18 protein-coding genes, 1 pseudogene and 1 riboswitch are annotated in these 13,907 nt (G+C 38.5%); of the genes and pseudogenes, 9 read left to right on the top strand and 10 right to left on the bottom strand.

Annotation, left to right across the window (positions count from 1 at the left end; genetic code table 11):
* Positions 1–16 precede the first annotated feature (16 nt).
* Positions 17–211: a hypothetical protein gene (locus Q5794_RS06400; RefSeq protein ID WP_013082184.1), complete on the bottom strand. Its 195-nt coding sequence runs from the start codon at positions 209–211 to the stop codon at positions 17–19.
* Positions 212–385: 174 nt separating this feature from the next.
* On the opposite strand from Q5794_RS06400, the gene Q5794_RS06395 reads away from it, so the two are divergent.
* Positions 386–1,555 (top strand): MFS transporter, encoded by a 1,170-nt coding sequence (locus tag Q5794_RS06395; protein ID WP_374988896.1) that lies wholly within the window; start codon positions 386–388, stop codon positions 1,553–1,555.
* 111 nt (positions 1,556–1,666) lie between these two features.
* Positions 1,667–1,816: a hypothetical protein gene (locus Q5794_RS06390; protein ID WP_374988895.1), complete on the top strand. Its 150-nt coding sequence runs from the start codon at positions 1,667–1,669 to the stop codon at positions 1,814–1,816.
* Between the two features lie 7 nt (positions 1,817–1,823).
* Here Q5794_RS06390 and Q5794_RS06385 read toward each other — a convergent pair whose 3' ends face one another.
* Positions 1,824–2,270 carry an N-acetyltransferase gene (locus Q5794_RS06385; RefSeq protein ID WP_214985485.1) on the bottom strand — a complete coding sequence of 149 codons (447 nt, stop codon included), beginning with the start codon at positions 2,268–2,270 and terminating at the stop codon, positions 1,824–1,826.
* Between the two features lie 116 nt (positions 2,271–2,386).
* Between Q5794_RS06385 and Q5794_RS06380 the strand changes: the two genes are divergently transcribed.
* Together Q5794_RS06380 and Q5794_RS06375 are read left to right on the top strand one after the other, a co-directional pair.
* Entirely contained in the window at positions 2,387–2,761 is a 375-nt protein-coding gene (locus Q5794_RS06380) for a CotG/ExsB N-terminal domain-containing protein (RefSeq protein WP_374988894.1), read from the top strand.
* A gap of 153 nt (positions 2,762–2,914) precedes the next feature.
* A complete protein-coding gene (locus Q5794_RS06375) occupies positions 2,915–3,712 on the top strand; it encodes a VOC family protein (RefSeq protein WP_214985479.1) in 798 nt (265 codons plus the stop codon).
* 18 nt (positions 3,713–3,730) lie between these two features.
* On the opposite strand, the gene Q5794_RS06370 is transcribed toward Q5794_RS06375, so the two are convergent.
* From Q5794_RS06370 to Q5794_RS06350, 5 genes and pseudogenes are all read right to left on the bottom strand, one after another.
* The gene (locus Q5794_RS06370; protein ID WP_192996895.1) at positions 3,731–5,344 is read right to left on the bottom strand and encodes a M20/M25/M40 family metallo-hydrolase; all 1,614 of its coding nucleotides are present in this window, start codon (positions 5,342–5,344) and stop codon (positions 3,731–3,733) included.
* Positions 5,345–5,813: 469 nt separating this feature from the next.
* On the bottom strand, positions 5,814–6,056 hold the full coding sequence (locus Q5794_RS06365; RefSeq protein ID WP_028414204.1) for a hypothetical protein: 243 nt from the start codon (positions 6,054–6,056) through the stop codon (positions 5,814–5,816).
* 67 nt (positions 6,057–6,123) lie between these two features.
* A riboswitch (SAM riboswitch) is annotated at positions 6,124–6,225 on the bottom strand.
* Positions 6,226–6,288: 63 nt separating this feature from the next.
* A pseudogene (locus Q5794_RS06360) lies at positions 6,289–7,442 on the bottom strand (amidohydrolase).
* 47 nt (positions 7,443–7,489) lie between these two features.
* The gene (locus Q5794_RS06355) at positions 7,490–7,996 is read right to left on the bottom strand and encodes a GNAT family N-acetyltransferase (protein WP_214985469.1); all 507 of its coding nucleotides are present in this window, start codon (positions 7,994–7,996) and stop codon (positions 7,490–7,492) included.
* A 204-nt stretch (positions 7,997–8,200) separates the two neighbouring features.
* A complete protein-coding gene (locus tag Q5794_RS06350) occupies positions 8,201–8,395 on the bottom strand; it encodes a hypothetical protein (protein ID WP_223272336.1) in 195 nt (64 codons plus the stop codon).
* A 301-nt stretch (positions 8,396–8,696) separates the two neighbouring features.
* Between Q5794_RS06350 and Q5794_RS06345 the strand changes: the two genes are divergently transcribed.
* Positions 8,697–9,449 carry a M48 family metallopeptidase gene (locus Q5794_RS06345; protein WP_192996892.1) on the top strand — a complete coding sequence of 251 codons (753 nt, stop codon included), beginning with the start codon at positions 8,697–8,699 and terminating at the stop codon, positions 9,447–9,449.
* A gap of 212 nt (positions 9,450–9,661) precedes the next feature.
* Here Q5794_RS06345 and Q5794_RS06340 read toward each other — a convergent pair whose 3' ends face one another.
* On the bottom strand, positions 9,662–10,069 hold the full coding sequence (locus Q5794_RS06340; RefSeq protein WP_016763340.1) for a DUF1259 domain-containing protein: 408 nt from the start codon (positions 10,067–10,069) through the stop codon (positions 9,662–9,664).
* 253 nt (positions 10,070–10,322) lie between these two features.
* On the opposite strand from Q5794_RS06340, the gene Q5794_RS06335 reads away from it, so the two are divergent.
* The 3 genes from Q5794_RS06335 to lepB all read left to right on the top strand — a co-directional run bounded on the left by Q5794_RS06335 (position 10,323) and on the right by lepB (position 12,142).
* Positions 10,323–10,661 carry a YmaF family protein gene (locus Q5794_RS06335; protein ID WP_214985467.1) on the top strand — a complete coding sequence of 113 codons (339 nt, stop codon included), beginning with the start codon at positions 10,323–10,325 and terminating at the stop codon, positions 10,659–10,661.
* Between the two features lie 403 nt (positions 10,662–11,064).
* The gene (locus Q5794_RS06330; RefSeq protein WP_014461129.1) at positions 11,065–11,400 is read left to right on the top strand and encodes a lipopolysaccharide assembly LapA domain-containing protein; all 336 of its coding nucleotides are present in this window, start codon (positions 11,065–11,067) and stop codon (positions 11,398–11,400) included.
* Positions 11,401–11,590: 190 nt separating this feature from the next.
* Entirely contained in the window at positions 11,591–12,142 is a 552-nt protein-coding gene (gene lepB, locus Q5794_RS06325; RefSeq protein ID WP_374988893.1) for a signal peptidase I, read from the top strand.
* Between the two features lie 36 nt (positions 12,143–12,178).
* Here the strand turns inward: lepB and Q5794_RS06320 are convergent, their stop codons facing one another.
* Positions 12,179–12,625: a YndM family protein gene (locus tag Q5794_RS06320; RefSeq protein WP_374988892.1), complete on the bottom strand. Its 447-nt coding sequence runs from the start codon at positions 12,623–12,625 to the stop codon at positions 12,179–12,181.
* A gap of 140 nt (positions 12,626–12,765) precedes the next feature.
* Between Q5794_RS06320 and Q5794_RS06315 the strand changes: the two genes are divergently transcribed.
* Positions 12,766–13,641: an aldose 1-epimerase family protein gene (locus Q5794_RS06315; RefSeq protein WP_214985461.1), complete on the top strand. Its 876-nt coding sequence runs from the start codon at positions 12,766–12,768 to the stop codon at positions 13,639–13,641.
* Here the strand turns inward: Q5794_RS06315 and Q5794_RS06310 are convergent.
* Positions 13,594–13,842: a hypothetical protein gene (locus Q5794_RS06310; RefSeq protein WP_374989253.1), complete on the bottom strand. Its 249-nt coding sequence runs from the start codon at positions 13,840–13,842 to the stop codon at positions 13,594–13,596. The genes Q5794_RS06315 and Q5794_RS06310 overlap by 48 nt on opposite strands.
* Between the last annotated feature and the right edge of the window lie 65 nt (positions 13,843–13,907).

Below are 13,907 nucleotides of genomic sequence, written 5' to 3'. Positions count from 1 at the left end.
TCGTCTCCAAGCTTTTTTATTGAAAGTGATTGTTATTTTCTTTTGTTTGATAAAGATAATTTTCCACATAGATTTGTTCTGCATCAGAAGCATTCTTTATTCCTTCTTCTGGATCTAACTCGATACTTCTCTTTTTAGCTATATAATCCACTAGCGCCCCAAACCCTAAAAGACCGCCTATGATCCCAGCAAATACAATCCATATTGGCAATCGCTTCACGTCCCTTTTCTTTTAATTGTATCACCCTCAGCAAAACAGGTAAATATTAACATAGTTATCCATTTGTAAATAAAACGCTTTTTACCCAATATACGTAAAAAACTTCTTTGTATTTGGTATACTAAACTCACGGCATGTTCTACAGAGAAAGGGGCTTAATTGCATATGAACAAACAGCTTGGAACGTTAATGTTTGTTATTTTTATGGTATTTGTCGGCTTTGGAGTGATCATCCCCATCGTACCTGAAGTTATTCGTGCCACGGGTGCAAGCACGGTCAATTTAGGAGTACTAATGGCTAGCTATTCGATCGCATCTTTTATTACTGCACCTTTTTGGGGAAGGCTTTCAGATGTAAAAGGCCGGCGTCCCATCTTGCTTTGGGGCTTACTTGGATTTAGCGCAAGCTTTTTTCTTTTTTCGGTGGCAGAAAACTCTCTGACTTTAATGTATACGTCGCGCATCATCGGAGGTTTGTTCGCAGGAGCTGTTATTCCTTGTGCTTTTGCATATGCTTCTGATAGTACAGATGAAGAAAACCGCACGAAAGCAATGGGACTGTTAGGAATGTCGATTGGCTTAGGCTTTATTTTTGGGCCGGCATTAGGCGGGGTCCTTTCATCTTTCGGCTTGTTTGTTCCCTTCGTTATCTCTGGTATCTTGTCACTGATTATGACAGCGTTCTCATTCTTTACGTTAAAAGAATCTTTACGAAAAGACTCTGCTGATAAAGTACAGACATCGAGATGGCATGACTTTACGTCAGATTTTCAAGGAGCTATGAAGTATTTATATGTTCTTTCATTTTTAGCGACTTTTACGCTCGCTGGTTTAGAAGCTACTTTTCAATTTTTTCAAATAGCAAAAATTAATGCTACTCCTACGACAATCGGATGGATGTTTATGGCGAGCGGTTTAACTCAAGCGCTGATTCAAGGCGGTGTGCTGCAGCGATTTAAAAAAGGAAACGAAAAAAAGCTGATGGCCATTGGTTTATTGGTTTCAGCAATAGGATTTACGTCTATTTTGTTATCTTCTAGTGCGGCTAATGCTACTTTATTTTTGTGCATATTTACAGCAGGAAATGCCCTTATCCGTCCTTGTGTCCTCTCATTAATTACGATGAGAACCAAAGTAGGATATGGCTCTGCTTCGGGGCTAACTGCTTCAATGGATAGCTTAGGGCGTATTTTTGGCCCTCTGCTTGGTGCATTTGCTTTTAAACTAAATATGACGCTGCCTTTTATTATTGGAGCGGTTGTCACTTTAGCTGCTTTACTGCTGATTCAGCGTCATACAGCTCTAGATTATTCTGAGCAAACACTATCCTCATAGAGGCTGAGACAGAAGTAGTGTAGTTGAAAGAAGATCCGAACGATGAATCGTTCGGATCTTTTTCATGGTGATAGTGAACGTAGGTTTCATGTATATAGGTACTTCTAGTGGTTGATTGGAGAGCAAGGCGGAGACTCCTGCGGGATAAGCGGAATCGACGAGGAGGCTCAGCGCCCGCGGAAAGCGAAGTCTTGCACAGAAATCACCAGCCAATTCCTCCTAGCTTATGTCATTAATTTGTTGGTCTTTGGATTAATTTAGCTATGTCTCAATCTCTTTTCATCGTTACTAACACAAGATTATCAGCAGCTGCAGTGTGTTTTATAATTGAAAACTGATGCGCTTTGTACAGCTTAATCGCAGGTGTATTTTTTTCGGCTGTAGACACCATACATTCACATTCAGAATATCTTTGAAGTACATGTGTTAAAAGACGGCTTCCGATTCCCTTTCGAAAGTACCGAGGACGCACAACAAGGCGGCAAATCGTTAATCGCTCATTTTCTTTTTCAAACGACAGCACTCCTGCTAGCTTACCTTCAATCATTTCTCCGATAAACACTTCCTTGCTTTTCATAATATCTTCTTTGCTTTCTGTAAGCTGAGGAATATCTGAAAAACCAATGAGCCTTGCTTCTTCTTGATAAGCTTCTACTTGCACAGCTACTATTTGAAAAGCAATGTCCACTCTTTGATGTTCTAGGGTTTGAAGCATTAAACCCACTCCATTTCATTCATAAATTTAGACAAATTCCATGTTTTCACTATATCCAAACATCTCCCTTGTACATATTGTATTATGTACTACTGAATTAGCCAGGAGGTGTTTATATGCATATCACTGCTCAAAAAATTAGAGAAGCAGCAGAATCTCTCTCTTGTACGGAGCTTGAAACATTTATGTATCAAGAGCCAACTTCTCGACGTAAAAGTTCTAGAAGACGCTCTACCCGACGTTCTACTTATCGCTCTACTCGCCGTTCTAACCGTCGTTCTACTTATCGCTCTACTCGCCGTTCTAGCCGTCGTTCTACTTACCGCTCTACTCGCCGTTCTAACCGTCGTTCTACTTACCGCTCTACTCGCCGTTCTACTCGTCGCTCTAGCCGTCATCACCACTGTCAATGCGGTTCGCCTTGCTGCTCATATCCATGGTTTAATAAATCATTGGGCTGCTGCTTTAAAGGACATGGTTGCCGCCGCTAAATAACTCAAAAGCAAGTCGAGTCTCAAACGTACACGGCTTGCTTTTTTTAAACTCTCTATTTTACATCTTACATAATCATTCGTTTTGCTCTTCTTGAAAGAGAAAATCAAGTATAATAATGGAAAGCATTTCTCTTAAAAGGAGGCCTATTCATGCACTTATCTTTTGATCACCTTGTTCATTTTTCACCTGATCCTATTAGCGCTCAGAAAGAACTAAACGAATACGGAATAAATGTCATTAAAGGCGGTATCCATGAAAAATGGGGGACTTTTAATACATTGGCTTATTTTAACCTGAGCTATATCGAGTGGCTCGGGCTCCGAGATCTCGCATTAGCTCAAACCATTACAGATAATGATCTTATTCAACAGCTTGTTAACGAACATACACCGTTTGGTCATTTTGGTCGATTTGCACTTCGTACAGATGATATGGACTTGCTAATAAACGAGCTGCAGCGCAAGAACTATACTATAAAAGGTCCTGTAGAAGGCTCTCGCCAAACCAATGATGGAGAACAGCTTCAATGGAAAATGTGTTTTATTGAAGATGACCTCGATTCCCTGCCTCTTCCTTTCTTTATTGAGTGGGGTGAACCGGTAGAAAAGCGCAAGCCAAATCTAGCGGCTCTTTCTTCCCACCAAGCCGGTCAGCTGCAGCTAAAAAACATTTACTGTGCTGTACATAACCTTGAAGAATCCATCAACAGGTGGACGAAACTACTAGACGCTCAGCCTGGAGAAAGCTATAGAGACTCTTCCCTTAATGCATGTTGTCAAAAGCTACATATCAATGGGGGAAACCTTATCTTTTGCAGCGGAACTCAAGGAATTGTCCATGATACATTAAAAAAAGTTGGAGAGCGTCCATTTTTAGTTGAATTGGATCACGCTCTAACACCGCAACAATTTACCATACAAGGAGCCTTTTTTAAATTTAACGAATAAACATCCGCGGGCGGATGTTTATTTCTGTGCTTCTTTTACGGCTTGATAAATGAAATGAGGCAAAATTTCAAAGGAATACTGAACGTCTAATCTTTCGGTCCATTGATGCGCATCTCTTCCCAGCGGTCCAATGTTCAGTACCGGCATCTTCAGCTCCTCTAGCTCTTCTAGCGGGATATGATACCCTTTATTCCATAGCGGCATATTTGCTACTAACGTGTTAAATGTATGAAGCGGATGCTGCAGGCTGGCATAGCTTAAATCCGAAATTCCGCCAAAATAACTTTGTTCAACTAGCTCCACTTGGAATTGCTTTTTGGCAATTGCCTGTACGTTTGACAAAATCTCTTGTACAAACGGATCATCATGTGAACAAACGGCCGGATAAAAAGGCGGCGTAAAAAATAAGACCATCATCGGAGCTGCTTCTTTACATAAACCAGCTAAAGAGTTTACTAATTTAATGGTTTTATTTCTGTCATCATCCTCTTGTGCCAAAAGTGCTGCTTCCATTTCTTTCACATATTTTTCACCGTGCTGTTTGACTGCATGAGTATAAAGTTCTTCATACGTCCATACGTTCACGTCAAGAGATGAACCCTCCATTCCCGCAGCGTACTGCCTAGCGGCTTTATTATAGTGTTTTTTCACATTCAAAGCCGATTTGTCAGCCGATTTCAACAGCAGATCTGTTACTTCTTTAAGAGAGCGGTTTAACATAAATAAATTAAATAATACAACAGCAGAGTGCGGAACTTGAACTGAATACTCTTCTTTTAAATCTTTTTGTATCAGCACCGTAGGAGGTGGACTCGTTTCTTCTCTTACTTTTTCGCAAAAATCAACGTTTAATTCTATTTCTTTTGTTAAATAAGAAGCTAGTAAATTAGCATTTAAACCAGCTAGCGGTTCCCCTACATGAGTTTCTTTTCCATAACACAAAAAGCTTGGCATGATTTTCCCAATCGATCCTGAGTACACATAGTTCGTTTGATCTCCAGGATAGCGGCTGAACACTGGTTCTGCATTTAGCATGAGAGAAAAATCCAGCTGATGTTTGCGGGCAAGTTCTAAAAGAACAGGCACTGCTTTTCTCATCCCAAGCGAATTTACTTCTTCATCCGGTACCGACAGCAGCAGGATGTTTCCGTCAAACTCTCCGTTGCATGCTCGTTCAACCATACTGATATGCAGGGCAATGCCTGCTTTCATGTCCATCGTTCCTCGGCCAAAAAGCCAGTCTCCTTTTATCATATCTTTTTGTACGTGCGCCGGAACTTGTTCCATATGGTTATAAAAAGTACTCGTTAATGTATCAGCGTGAAAAGCATCCTTTTTCCACTGTCCATAATCTTGTACATCCACTACATCGTAATGACTTACTAGTACAACTGTTTTATTCGTATTTTTCCCTTGAACAAAAGCTGTGACAATCGATCGCCCGTCTCCTGTTGAATGAAGCTCGACTTGCTCGTTTCTTTGAAAGTAAGGCAGCTTCAATAAATAAGACGCTATCGATTCAGCCATTTCCACTTCTGCCATCGTTCCTGTCACGCTAGGTATAGAAACCAATTCGCTTACAAGCTTTTTTAATTGTTCTTTTGTTTGATACAAAGATGTTTTGTTCGACATACCCTTCATCTCTTTCCTTTTTCTAAATTTTCTATCAAACAAAACCATTCGTCAATCCCTTTGACAGAGACCCTTTCATTCTATCCCTATGTATCATAGTATGGCGCTGCCTTTACGCACATGATAAAAAAAGAGTGCGCGGCTAGGGATAGCACCGCACACTCTTTTTTTACTTTTCGTCATCTTCTAAAAAGTCTAGGATACGATCAATAAGCTGTTCGCTTCCTGCATCGTTTCCATGTTCAAGAGACATTTCCATTTCAATGCTCCTTTCATAAAATATTCTTGTTTTATAACATACCACAATTCATTTCGAATGTAACCTTTAATTTGTGTAAAAATTTCGACAATTTATGATTAATTTTAAAAGCTAGTGAGTATTGATTATACCCACCAGATTCTTTGCTTGTCAAAAACCATGCTTTCTATTTAAAAACACTTAAATAATAGAGGCGCGAGCAGACTTCTTCTATAAAAGACAGCCTACTCGCTCAAGCTTGGAACAGCATGATGAATAAATTTCTAGTTCATTTGCTTTTTGTACATCTTTAATATCTATGCCTACAGCATATGTACGAACATGGTTTTCGACCACAATTTCATAAAATGTTTCTAATTCACGATAAGCTACTTGATAATGCTTTCCTAATAATTTCACTGCTTCCTTTAATGCTTTCTCTCCTGTATGTGCTGCAACTGCTGTATGACTCATAAAACCCTCTCCTTTTAGAAAAATAAAAAAACTCATTTTGCTTTGATGCAAAATGAGTTTTTCACCCGTTTTATCACCCAAAGCACATGCTTTGCTGGTAGGAGCACCTTACATTCGTAGGTTGCTGTGGAGTCAAAGAGCCAGATCTCTCGTCCACTCGTGATAACTTTTTTAATTTAAAATTTATTCTATCAAACAATTTCATCCGCGTAAATAGAAAAATAAAAATATTTTAATTTTTTGGGTAATGGAATGAATTCAAAAAATGAAAGCTTAGATTAGCAAAATAAGAAGCTGCTACAAGTAATGCCTCTTCATTTAATGAAAAAGAAGGATGGTGCCATTCATATTCTCCAGCTGTACCCATCCATACAAAAAATCCTGGTACATGCTTCTGATATACGGCAAAATCTTCTCCTCCAGGCGATTGTTCAGCTTCTACGACTTGATAACTAAGACCCTCTGCCGCTTTAATAGCCAGTTTTTCCAGCGTATCATCATTGTCTACTACAGGAAGATATGGGTACCATTTAACGTCTACTGAAGCCCCGAAAGCTGCACCAATCCCTTCAGCAGTTCGTTTCATAAGAGCCGGTATTTTTTCTCTTGCTTCTTCTTGAAAAGTACGCACCGTTCCTTCAAGCGTTACTTTGTCAGGAATGACGTTCCACGAGCTTCCCCGTGGATTTGAGTTATGCTGACAACAACATTTTGAAATGGGCTGAGATTACGGCTGACAATGGTTTGTAAACTAGTGACAATTTGACCAGCAGCAGCAATCGAATCTATTGTTTTTTCAGGAATACCCGCGTGACCTCCTACTCCTTTGACCTCAATTTCAAAACGATCAACACTTGCCATTAAAGGTCCCGGTTTGATACCAATGGTTCCTACAGGAAGATCCGGTTTGTTATGCATCCCAAATATCGCTTCCACTCCTTCAAGCACACCTTTTTCAACTAGCATTTTTGCCCCAGAAGCCGTTTCTTCGGCTGGCTGAAAGATAAATCGAACCGTGCCGCAAAGCTCCTGCTGACGCTCTTTAAGAAGAATGGCTGCTCCGATTATAGAAGCCGTATGAAAATCATGGCCGCATGCGTGCATAACACCGTTCACTTCAGAAGCAAATGGCAGATTTGTTTTTTCTTCAATTGGCAGCGCATCAATATCAGCTCGAATAGCGATAGTAGGTCCCGGCTTTCCTCCCACAATTTCTGCTACTGCTCCTACGTCTAAATGGAATGTATCCGCTATAGAAATATCATAGTGCTTTAACCACTTTTTAATACGTTTAGTTGTTTCATATTCTTTCATTGAAAGCTCTGGAAACCGGTGCAGCTCACGGCGTATGTCTATTAGCTTGTTTAGTAGTAATTGATCTGTCATATTTATCACTCTTTCACATTTCTTAATTTGGAGCACTTCTCTATCTTTTACGACAAAGAGTGTATCTCATTGAGTTTTTTATAAAGAAATACGGTCGTATAACCTTCTGCAAGGTGCTTTTCTTTAGCTTGAACATATCCTTTTCGTTCATACATCTCAACTAACCAAGGATGTTCTTTTGCTGTTCCTAAAGACACACCTGGTGATTTAAACGTATTTTTTATTACCTCTTCCTCTACTAGATGCAGCAGCTTAGATCCAACGCCTTTCCTGGCAAACGACGGGTCTACTGCAAACCACCAAAGATGCGGTACAGCAAACGGACCTGGATGTTCTCCCCAAGGCATTCGTATGGAGACAGTTGCAGCGATTCTTTTATCTTCTTCATATACATAGCAAAGGTTTTGAGAAATATTTTTCTTGACAAGGGCAAGATCAGCAGTAGCTGCTAAGAAAGGAATGCCTAGCTCTCGAATAGGCTTATATGCTTGTAGAGTTAAGTTCAATAAGTTATCTGCATCGTCATTTGTTGCCAAACGGAATTCATTTTTCATCTCTTCGTCTCCTTATGCAGTGCTTAAATATTTTATTTAACTTATATGTTTACTAAGAATTAAAAAAGACAGACTGCCGCCTTGCGTACTCACTATACAACTGCTTTTATAACGTGTCAATTTTCATTATCTCTTTCTATGAAAGCTATCATAAAAACCAATACTTACAGTTTATTATACTGAACAAATATCAATAAATCCCCCTTACGAAACCCCTTTCATTACTTTCGTTAAATTTTCAACCGCAATTATAGAGCGACGTATGATAAAATAGAACACGGTAGTTGTGAGAAAAGCAAACAGAAATGTAATCACTAGCATAATCGAGGCTGCTTGCTCTTGTTTCATAATAAGATAATAATTTGTCACTTCAATTACAGTAAGTGTTATAACCATCATATATAGCATTTCACATGTAAACTTTGAAACGCTTTTTTTATTTTTCATTCCCTATACCATCTAAAGACATAGAATGTCTAATCTATATTAGTAGTATCGGCATATTTTTATATGTTTTTGTAAAAACTAAAGAAGAATTGAAGCAATTATTATTGGCGCTTTTCCACTAAATATTGGAATACATATCATTCTGCAAGGCGCTGCAACAGCAGTTGATAACTGTCTGATTATTCTTTCATTTGACCAAACTCTACCTTTGCTTATAAAATGAAGATTTGTAGAAAGGAGTACGAAAAATTTTATGTATACGTATCAAACAGGCAATCAAACAATTGACTACAAAATTGAAGTCGTTCCAAATAGAACCGATATCACGGTGCAAATTTGTGACAAAGAAGGGGTAAAAGTTATTATCCCAAGAGGTCTTAATGAAAACAATGTGCGTTCAATCATCGCACGCAAAGCAACATGGATTTTAAAACAACTAAACGGTTCACAACCAGCTGAGGAAAAGCCAGCTGCTCCAAAGAAAGAAGCAGTAAAAAAAGAAACAGCTAAAAAAGAGGCTCCTAAAGCAGCAGCTTCTGCAGCTAAAACTGGTTCTTTTGAAGAGGGAGACAAATTCCCTTACCTAGGACGTCAATACCGCTTAAACATCGTTCGTGGAGATGTAGCAAAGGCTGAAATGACATTCCGTGCAAAATTCATTGCTACAGTACCTGAAAGCTGGAACGAGCAGCAAACAAATGAAGGTATTGGACAACTATTAACAGAATGGTACCAAGGCCGCGCAGGTGAAAAATTCCAAGAAGCTTTAAAATCTGTTAAAAAAGCAGCAGACAATGCTCCTGAATCTGTTAAGTGGGGCGAGTTAGGTGAAGAATACGCTACGACTCAAGATAATACAATCGTATTAAACTGGCGTTTGCTAACAGCTCCTCTTGCAACAATTGAATATGTCATTGCTTCTCAATTTACAAATGCAGATGAGTTATTCGAAGATGCAGCTGAACGAAAACAGTGGTTAAGCGATAACACCCTAAACGCATTTTAAATTTATACATAAAAAAAGCACGCGGCGAACGCGTGCTTTTTTTATTTGGATAGAAGTACTCGAATAATCTCACTGCTCAAAAATCAGTTAACCTGATAGGTTCATTCAAGTGCAGTTTATAAACCAATATATAATATATATGTTTAAAGTTTTATTAATCTAATTTTAAAAGCAGTAATTAAGAATAAACTGATTCTATAAAAAACTGCTTTCTATCCTTTTAATACTCTAAACGCTTCTCTTACTTTTCGTGCAAAATCTAACGGTGGCTCTACGGATTCAAAATGCATATACATTGCTCTCGGCTCTTCAAATAGCCAATGGTTGTGAACGGCCGTAACCTTAATATCCCTTTTTCTAAGCTCCGTTAATAATGGATTTACCTCTTCTTGCAAAAGCACGGTTTCACCTAGATTTAGCGCTCTTCCTTTGCTATCTAAATCTTCAAAAGTGAAAAATTGAGGAGTAACTAATGGAGAGCGTGTTGGACGTCCTAAAATTTTAAAACGAATCGTCCGAAACTTTTGTACCAAACAAACGCCATTTTCATCTAAACTGCCTTGTCCACCTAGAATTCTCGCAAACTCCTGACATAGACTCTTTTTATTTTCCCAACTCATTATGCTGACTTCCTCTCTTATAATAACTTGTCCTTCCTTAATAAATGTATGTGAAAGTTATCAAGTAGAAACGGCAAACACACAGGAAAACTGCCCATTTTATAAATCCTGATTATCAAAAGTCATATTTATTTTTCTTTATTCATATCAATAGCATGTATTTTTGAATTTAACTAAAAAGAGAAATTCAGATGCTCATTTAAAGAATTGATTTAAACAGTTTTTTTAAATTGAATTTGTAGGGGGAAGTAAAATGAAAAAAATAGGCAAAGATGATTTTATTTCAGGGTTTGTTCCTCATCATAATCATGGCTCAGTGGACTACACTTCTGTTGCGTCAGGACATGTCCATCAGTGCCTCGATGTAACGTCTCCTCCAATTCAAAGCGAGGAGGGAAGCCATATTCACTATACAGAAGGCTATGTTGTTTTTGAAGACGGACATACACATCATTACAAAGCCTACTCTGGTCCCGCTATTCCCATTGGCAACGGTATGCATGTTCACTATTATGATTTTTATACCAGTGAAGACAACCAGCATCGGCATCATGTCAAAGGTGTAGACCACCCTGCTCCGGGCGATAGATAATGAAATAATTTAATGCAATTAAGCCAAAGTCTCAGCTTCTGTACTGATTTATATCTTGCGTTTATATACCCCTTTATTAAAAGTGAGACCTTTAATAGATAAAGGTCTCTTTGTACATATATGATTTAAATGAAAGTCTCTCCCCCTGCTTAATCTGCTTAAGCAAAAAAGGATACGCGAGCTCTTTATTCCAAAAATTCGATATACCAGGTCTTTGGACATGTCAAAGTTTCTACACCAATCGATATATTCTGTTTTAAAAGAAAGATATATATAATCAAGAAAATGTTTGATTTTGTTTAAATGTGGATACGTATACCTATAAGCAAGATAGCAAACACTTAAGATGAGTGGTTACGCTGTAAAAGTTGTAATGACCATGTAAAGAAAGGAAGTGCAGCTTATGAAAGGACAGAGCTTTTTTATTTTAGGACTTATATTTGCTCTTATCATTGCTGTTTTAGCTGTAATTAACAACGATCCTGTACAATTTAACTATGTATTTGGTTCACAAAAATGGCCTCTTATTTTAATTATCTTAACAACGGCCGTGTTTGGAGGAGTTGTTGCTGCTTCATTAAGTTTTGTAAAAATTGTTCAATTAAGAGGACAAGTGAAGCAGAAAAACAAGCGAATTGCTGAACTTGAAGAAGAAATCAAGCAGCATAAGCCTGTTGAGCCTGTTGTGGAAGAAGAACCAAATCAACCAGCTACTCGAACTGAGCGCGCTCAGTTATAATAAAGAAGAGCCGTTATTCTCTCGAATAACGGCTCTTTTCATTTTTTGTTCCGCCAAGCATATTTTTGGCATACACGCATAAACAGATAGATATGGAAAACTTTAGTTCTGAATGGTACAATCAACACTGTTATATCTCTATGAAAAACTTAAATTGACAGTCTTACCGTTAAGAAGGTGTTCATCCATTATGGTCAATAAAAAAATAAAGCGTGAAATTCTTACATACACAAGCGTCATCCTCGGCACCGTTTTGCTTTCTGTTGTCGTTCAGCACTATTGGTTTCAGCCCTACACTGTAAAAGGCGATTCTATGAAGCCTATTTTGCACGAAGGCAATCGAATTATTATTAACAAACACAGCAAGCTAGAGCGCTTTGACATTGTTGTTTTGCAAGCTCCCTACAGCAGTGATTTTCTAGTAAAGCGTATTGTGGGCTTACCAGGAGAAACGATTGAATACAAAGATGATGTTCTGTATATAAATAACAAAGTCAAAAAAGAACCGCATCTTCATAAATATTTATCCAAAGTGCCCGCTTACGAGCGATTTACTGAAAATTTTTCCACGTCCGAACTGTCTCCAGACGGCACGATACCCGATGGATACGTATTAGTGCTAGGTGACAACAGACGCATTAGCCGAGACGGCAGACATTTTGGCCTCACTCCGATTTCTTCAATCATGGGAGAAGTCAATATGAAATACTGGCCTTTAAAGGAAATAACTTTTATGCATTAACACATAAAAAAGAAAGCTCAAAAGTGAGCTTTCTTTTTATTTTGGATTTTCTCTGTTTTCTACATGCTGTTCTTCTGCAAATTCTGTGTCATACGCTAGTTTTCGCTTAAAAGCCGGACGCGTTCTCGCTGTATGTCTGGTTTCAATATGGTTGAATAAGTAGCGGTGAACAAAAACCTCGGCAAATGTAATAATAGCTGCAGAAATAATACTTCCCCAAGCAATTTGAACGTAGCTGTCTAATAACAATGTTCCAAAAATCCATACGCTCATATAGGTTAGAACAAATTCAACAATAATGGCATCACGGTTGCCCACTCGAGGCAGTACAATTCGATCCACTACTAAATATGTCACAACTGTCGTTAGCAAGCTAAAGGAGATAATGTCTCCGATGGTTGCATCAAAAAACAAATCAAGGCCTATACCAAACGCAATAAGTGCCGCTGCAAATTTAATGAGCAATAATGTTGCATGATTCATATTTGAACCCTCCTTTTTCTATTTAATTTGAACAAAAATAGGGAAATTAATACCTTTTTTGCCAAGAAGGGTATAATATAAGCAAAGCCAGTACGTTTGAGACTGCTCTAGCGTACAAGAATGATTTGGGAGATGTTGTAATGATTGTACTAGAAAACAACGAAATGAAAGTCAGCATTCAAGAAAAAGGAGCGGAAGTTGTAGAAGTATTTCATAAAGAAAAAGACCTGCAGTTTATGTGGAGCGGCGACCCCGCTTATTGGGGAAGAGTATCGCCCGTATTGTTTCCGATTGTAGGCCGATTAAAAAATGATCAGTATACCGTTGATCAGCGCGTATACTCTTTGCCTCAGCACGGTTTTTTACGTGATTCTGCTTTCAGCGTGATCGAACAAACAAACGAAACAGCACGGCTGCAATTTGCTACAAACGGCCGTTTTAAAGACATATATCCGTTTGAATGTGCAGTTGAAATCAGCTATCGTCTGGAAAACAATCGATTAACGTTTCAGTGGAAAGTAGTGAATGAAGATAAAGACGATATGTATTTTTCAATTGGAGCCCACCCTGCTTTTCGTATTCCGTTACGTGAAAACGAGCAGATTTCTGATTACTTTTTAGAAATAGAGCCTTCTGAAACTACGCCGAAGGAATTTGTATTAAAAGACGCTCTTATTCATGAAAAAGGGGCTGCAGAAAATTTGCACCAGCTGCCGCTAAGCGCAGATTTATTTGCAAATGATGCGTTAATTTTTAGTCATATTGACGAAATTACGATTAAATCGGCGGTTAATGAAAATCAAATTAACGTTCAGTTTAATGATTTCCCGTATGTCGGTATTTGGTCAAAGTATGATGCAGAAAATCATACAATCGCTCCTTTTCTTTGCATCGAACCTTGGTTTGGAATTGCAGATACGCATGATCACAACGGAAATTTCAAAGAAAAATTAGGCATCAACCGTTTATCAAAAGACGGTGTATTTCAAACAGAATTCTCTGTTTCCTTTAACTAATTCAACACATAACAAAATCGATCCAATCTTGAGACGAACAAATGGGGTCAATGATCTGGACTGCTTGTTACACCGCTGTTGATTTCCGTGCAAGACTTCGCTTTCCGCGGGCGGCTGGTGAGCCTCCTCGTCGCTTAGCTCCTGCGGGGTCTCACCTATTCCGCTTTTCCCGCAGGAGTCTTCGCCTTGCCCTCCAATCAACAGCTAGAAGCAGTTAAATAGATTAAGCCTGCGTTCACCATAACAATGAAAAGCTCCGAACGATT

The sequence above is a fragment of the Priestia megaterium genome, assembly GCF_041941685.1.
Lineage (GTDB): Bacteria > Bacillota > Bacilli > Bacillales > Bacillaceae_H > Priestia > Priestia megaterium_C.
The sequence above is the reverse complement of the archived record's forward strand: the minus strand, read 5'-3'. Positions and strand labels throughout refer to the sequence as shown.

What these genes read in the sequence shown, in the direction of transcription:
- Q5794_RS06330 (WP_014461129.1), top strand. Translation starts at nt 11,065, where the DNA reads ATGAAAGGACAGAGCTTTTTTATTTTAGGACTTATATTTGCTCTTATC.
- Q5794_RS06335 (WP_214985467.1), top strand. Translation starts at nt 10,323, where the DNA reads ATGAAAAAAATAGGCAAAGATGATTTTATTTCAGGGTTTGTTCCTCAT.
- Q5794_RS06375 (WP_214985479.1), top strand. Translation starts at nt 2,915, where the DNA reads ATGCACTTATCTTTTGATCACCTTGTTCATTTTTCACCTGATCCTATT.
- Q5794_RS06315 (WP_214985461.1), top strand. Translation starts at nt 12,766, where the DNA reads ATGATTGTACTAGAAAACAACGAAATGAAAGTCAGCATTCAAGAAAAA.
- Q5794_RS06385 (WP_214985485.1), bottom strand. Translation starts at nt 2,270, where the DNA reads ATGCTTCAAACCCTAGAACATCAAAGAGTGGACATTGCTTTTCAAATA.
- lepB (WP_374988893.1), top strand. Translation starts at nt 11,591, where the DNA reads ATGGTCAATAAAAAAATAAAGCGTGAAATTCTTACATACACAAGCGTC.
- Q5794_RS06370 (WP_192996895.1), bottom strand. Translation starts at nt 5,344, where the DNA reads ATGTCGAACAAAACATCTTTGTATCAAACAAAAGAACAATTAAAAAAG.
- Q5794_RS06395 (WP_374988896.1), top strand. Translation starts at nt 386, where the DNA reads ATGAACAAACAGCTTGGAACGTTAATGTTTGTTATTTTTATGGTATTT.
- Q5794_RS06350 (WP_223272336.1), bottom strand. Translation starts at nt 8,395, where the DNA reads ATGATGGTTATAACACTTACTGTAATTGAAGTGACAAATTATTATCTT.
- Q5794_RS06320 (WP_374988892.1), bottom strand. Translation starts at nt 12,625, where the DNA reads ATGAATCATGCAACATTATTGCTCATTAAATTTGCAGCGGCACTTATT.
- Q5794_RS06345 (WP_192996892.1), top strand. Translation starts at nt 8,697, where the DNA reads ATGTATACGTATCAAACAGGCAATCAAACAATTGACTACAAAATTGAA.
- Q5794_RS06380 (WP_374988894.1), top strand. Translation starts at nt 2,387, where the DNA reads ATGCATATCACTGCTCAAAAAATTAGAGAAGCAGCAGAATCTCTCTCT.
- Q5794_RS06365 (WP_028414204.1), bottom strand. Translation starts at nt 6,056, where the DNA reads ATGAGTCATACAGCAGTTGCAGCACATACAGGAGAGAAAGCATTAAAG.
- Q5794_RS06340 (WP_016763340.1), bottom strand. Translation starts at nt 10,069, where the DNA reads ATGAGTTGGGAAAATAAAAAGAGTCTATGTCAGGAGTTTGCGAGAATT.
- Q5794_RS06355 (WP_214985469.1), bottom strand. Translation starts at nt 7,996, where the DNA reads ATGAAAAATGAATTCCGTTTGGCAACAAATGACGATGCAGATAACTTA.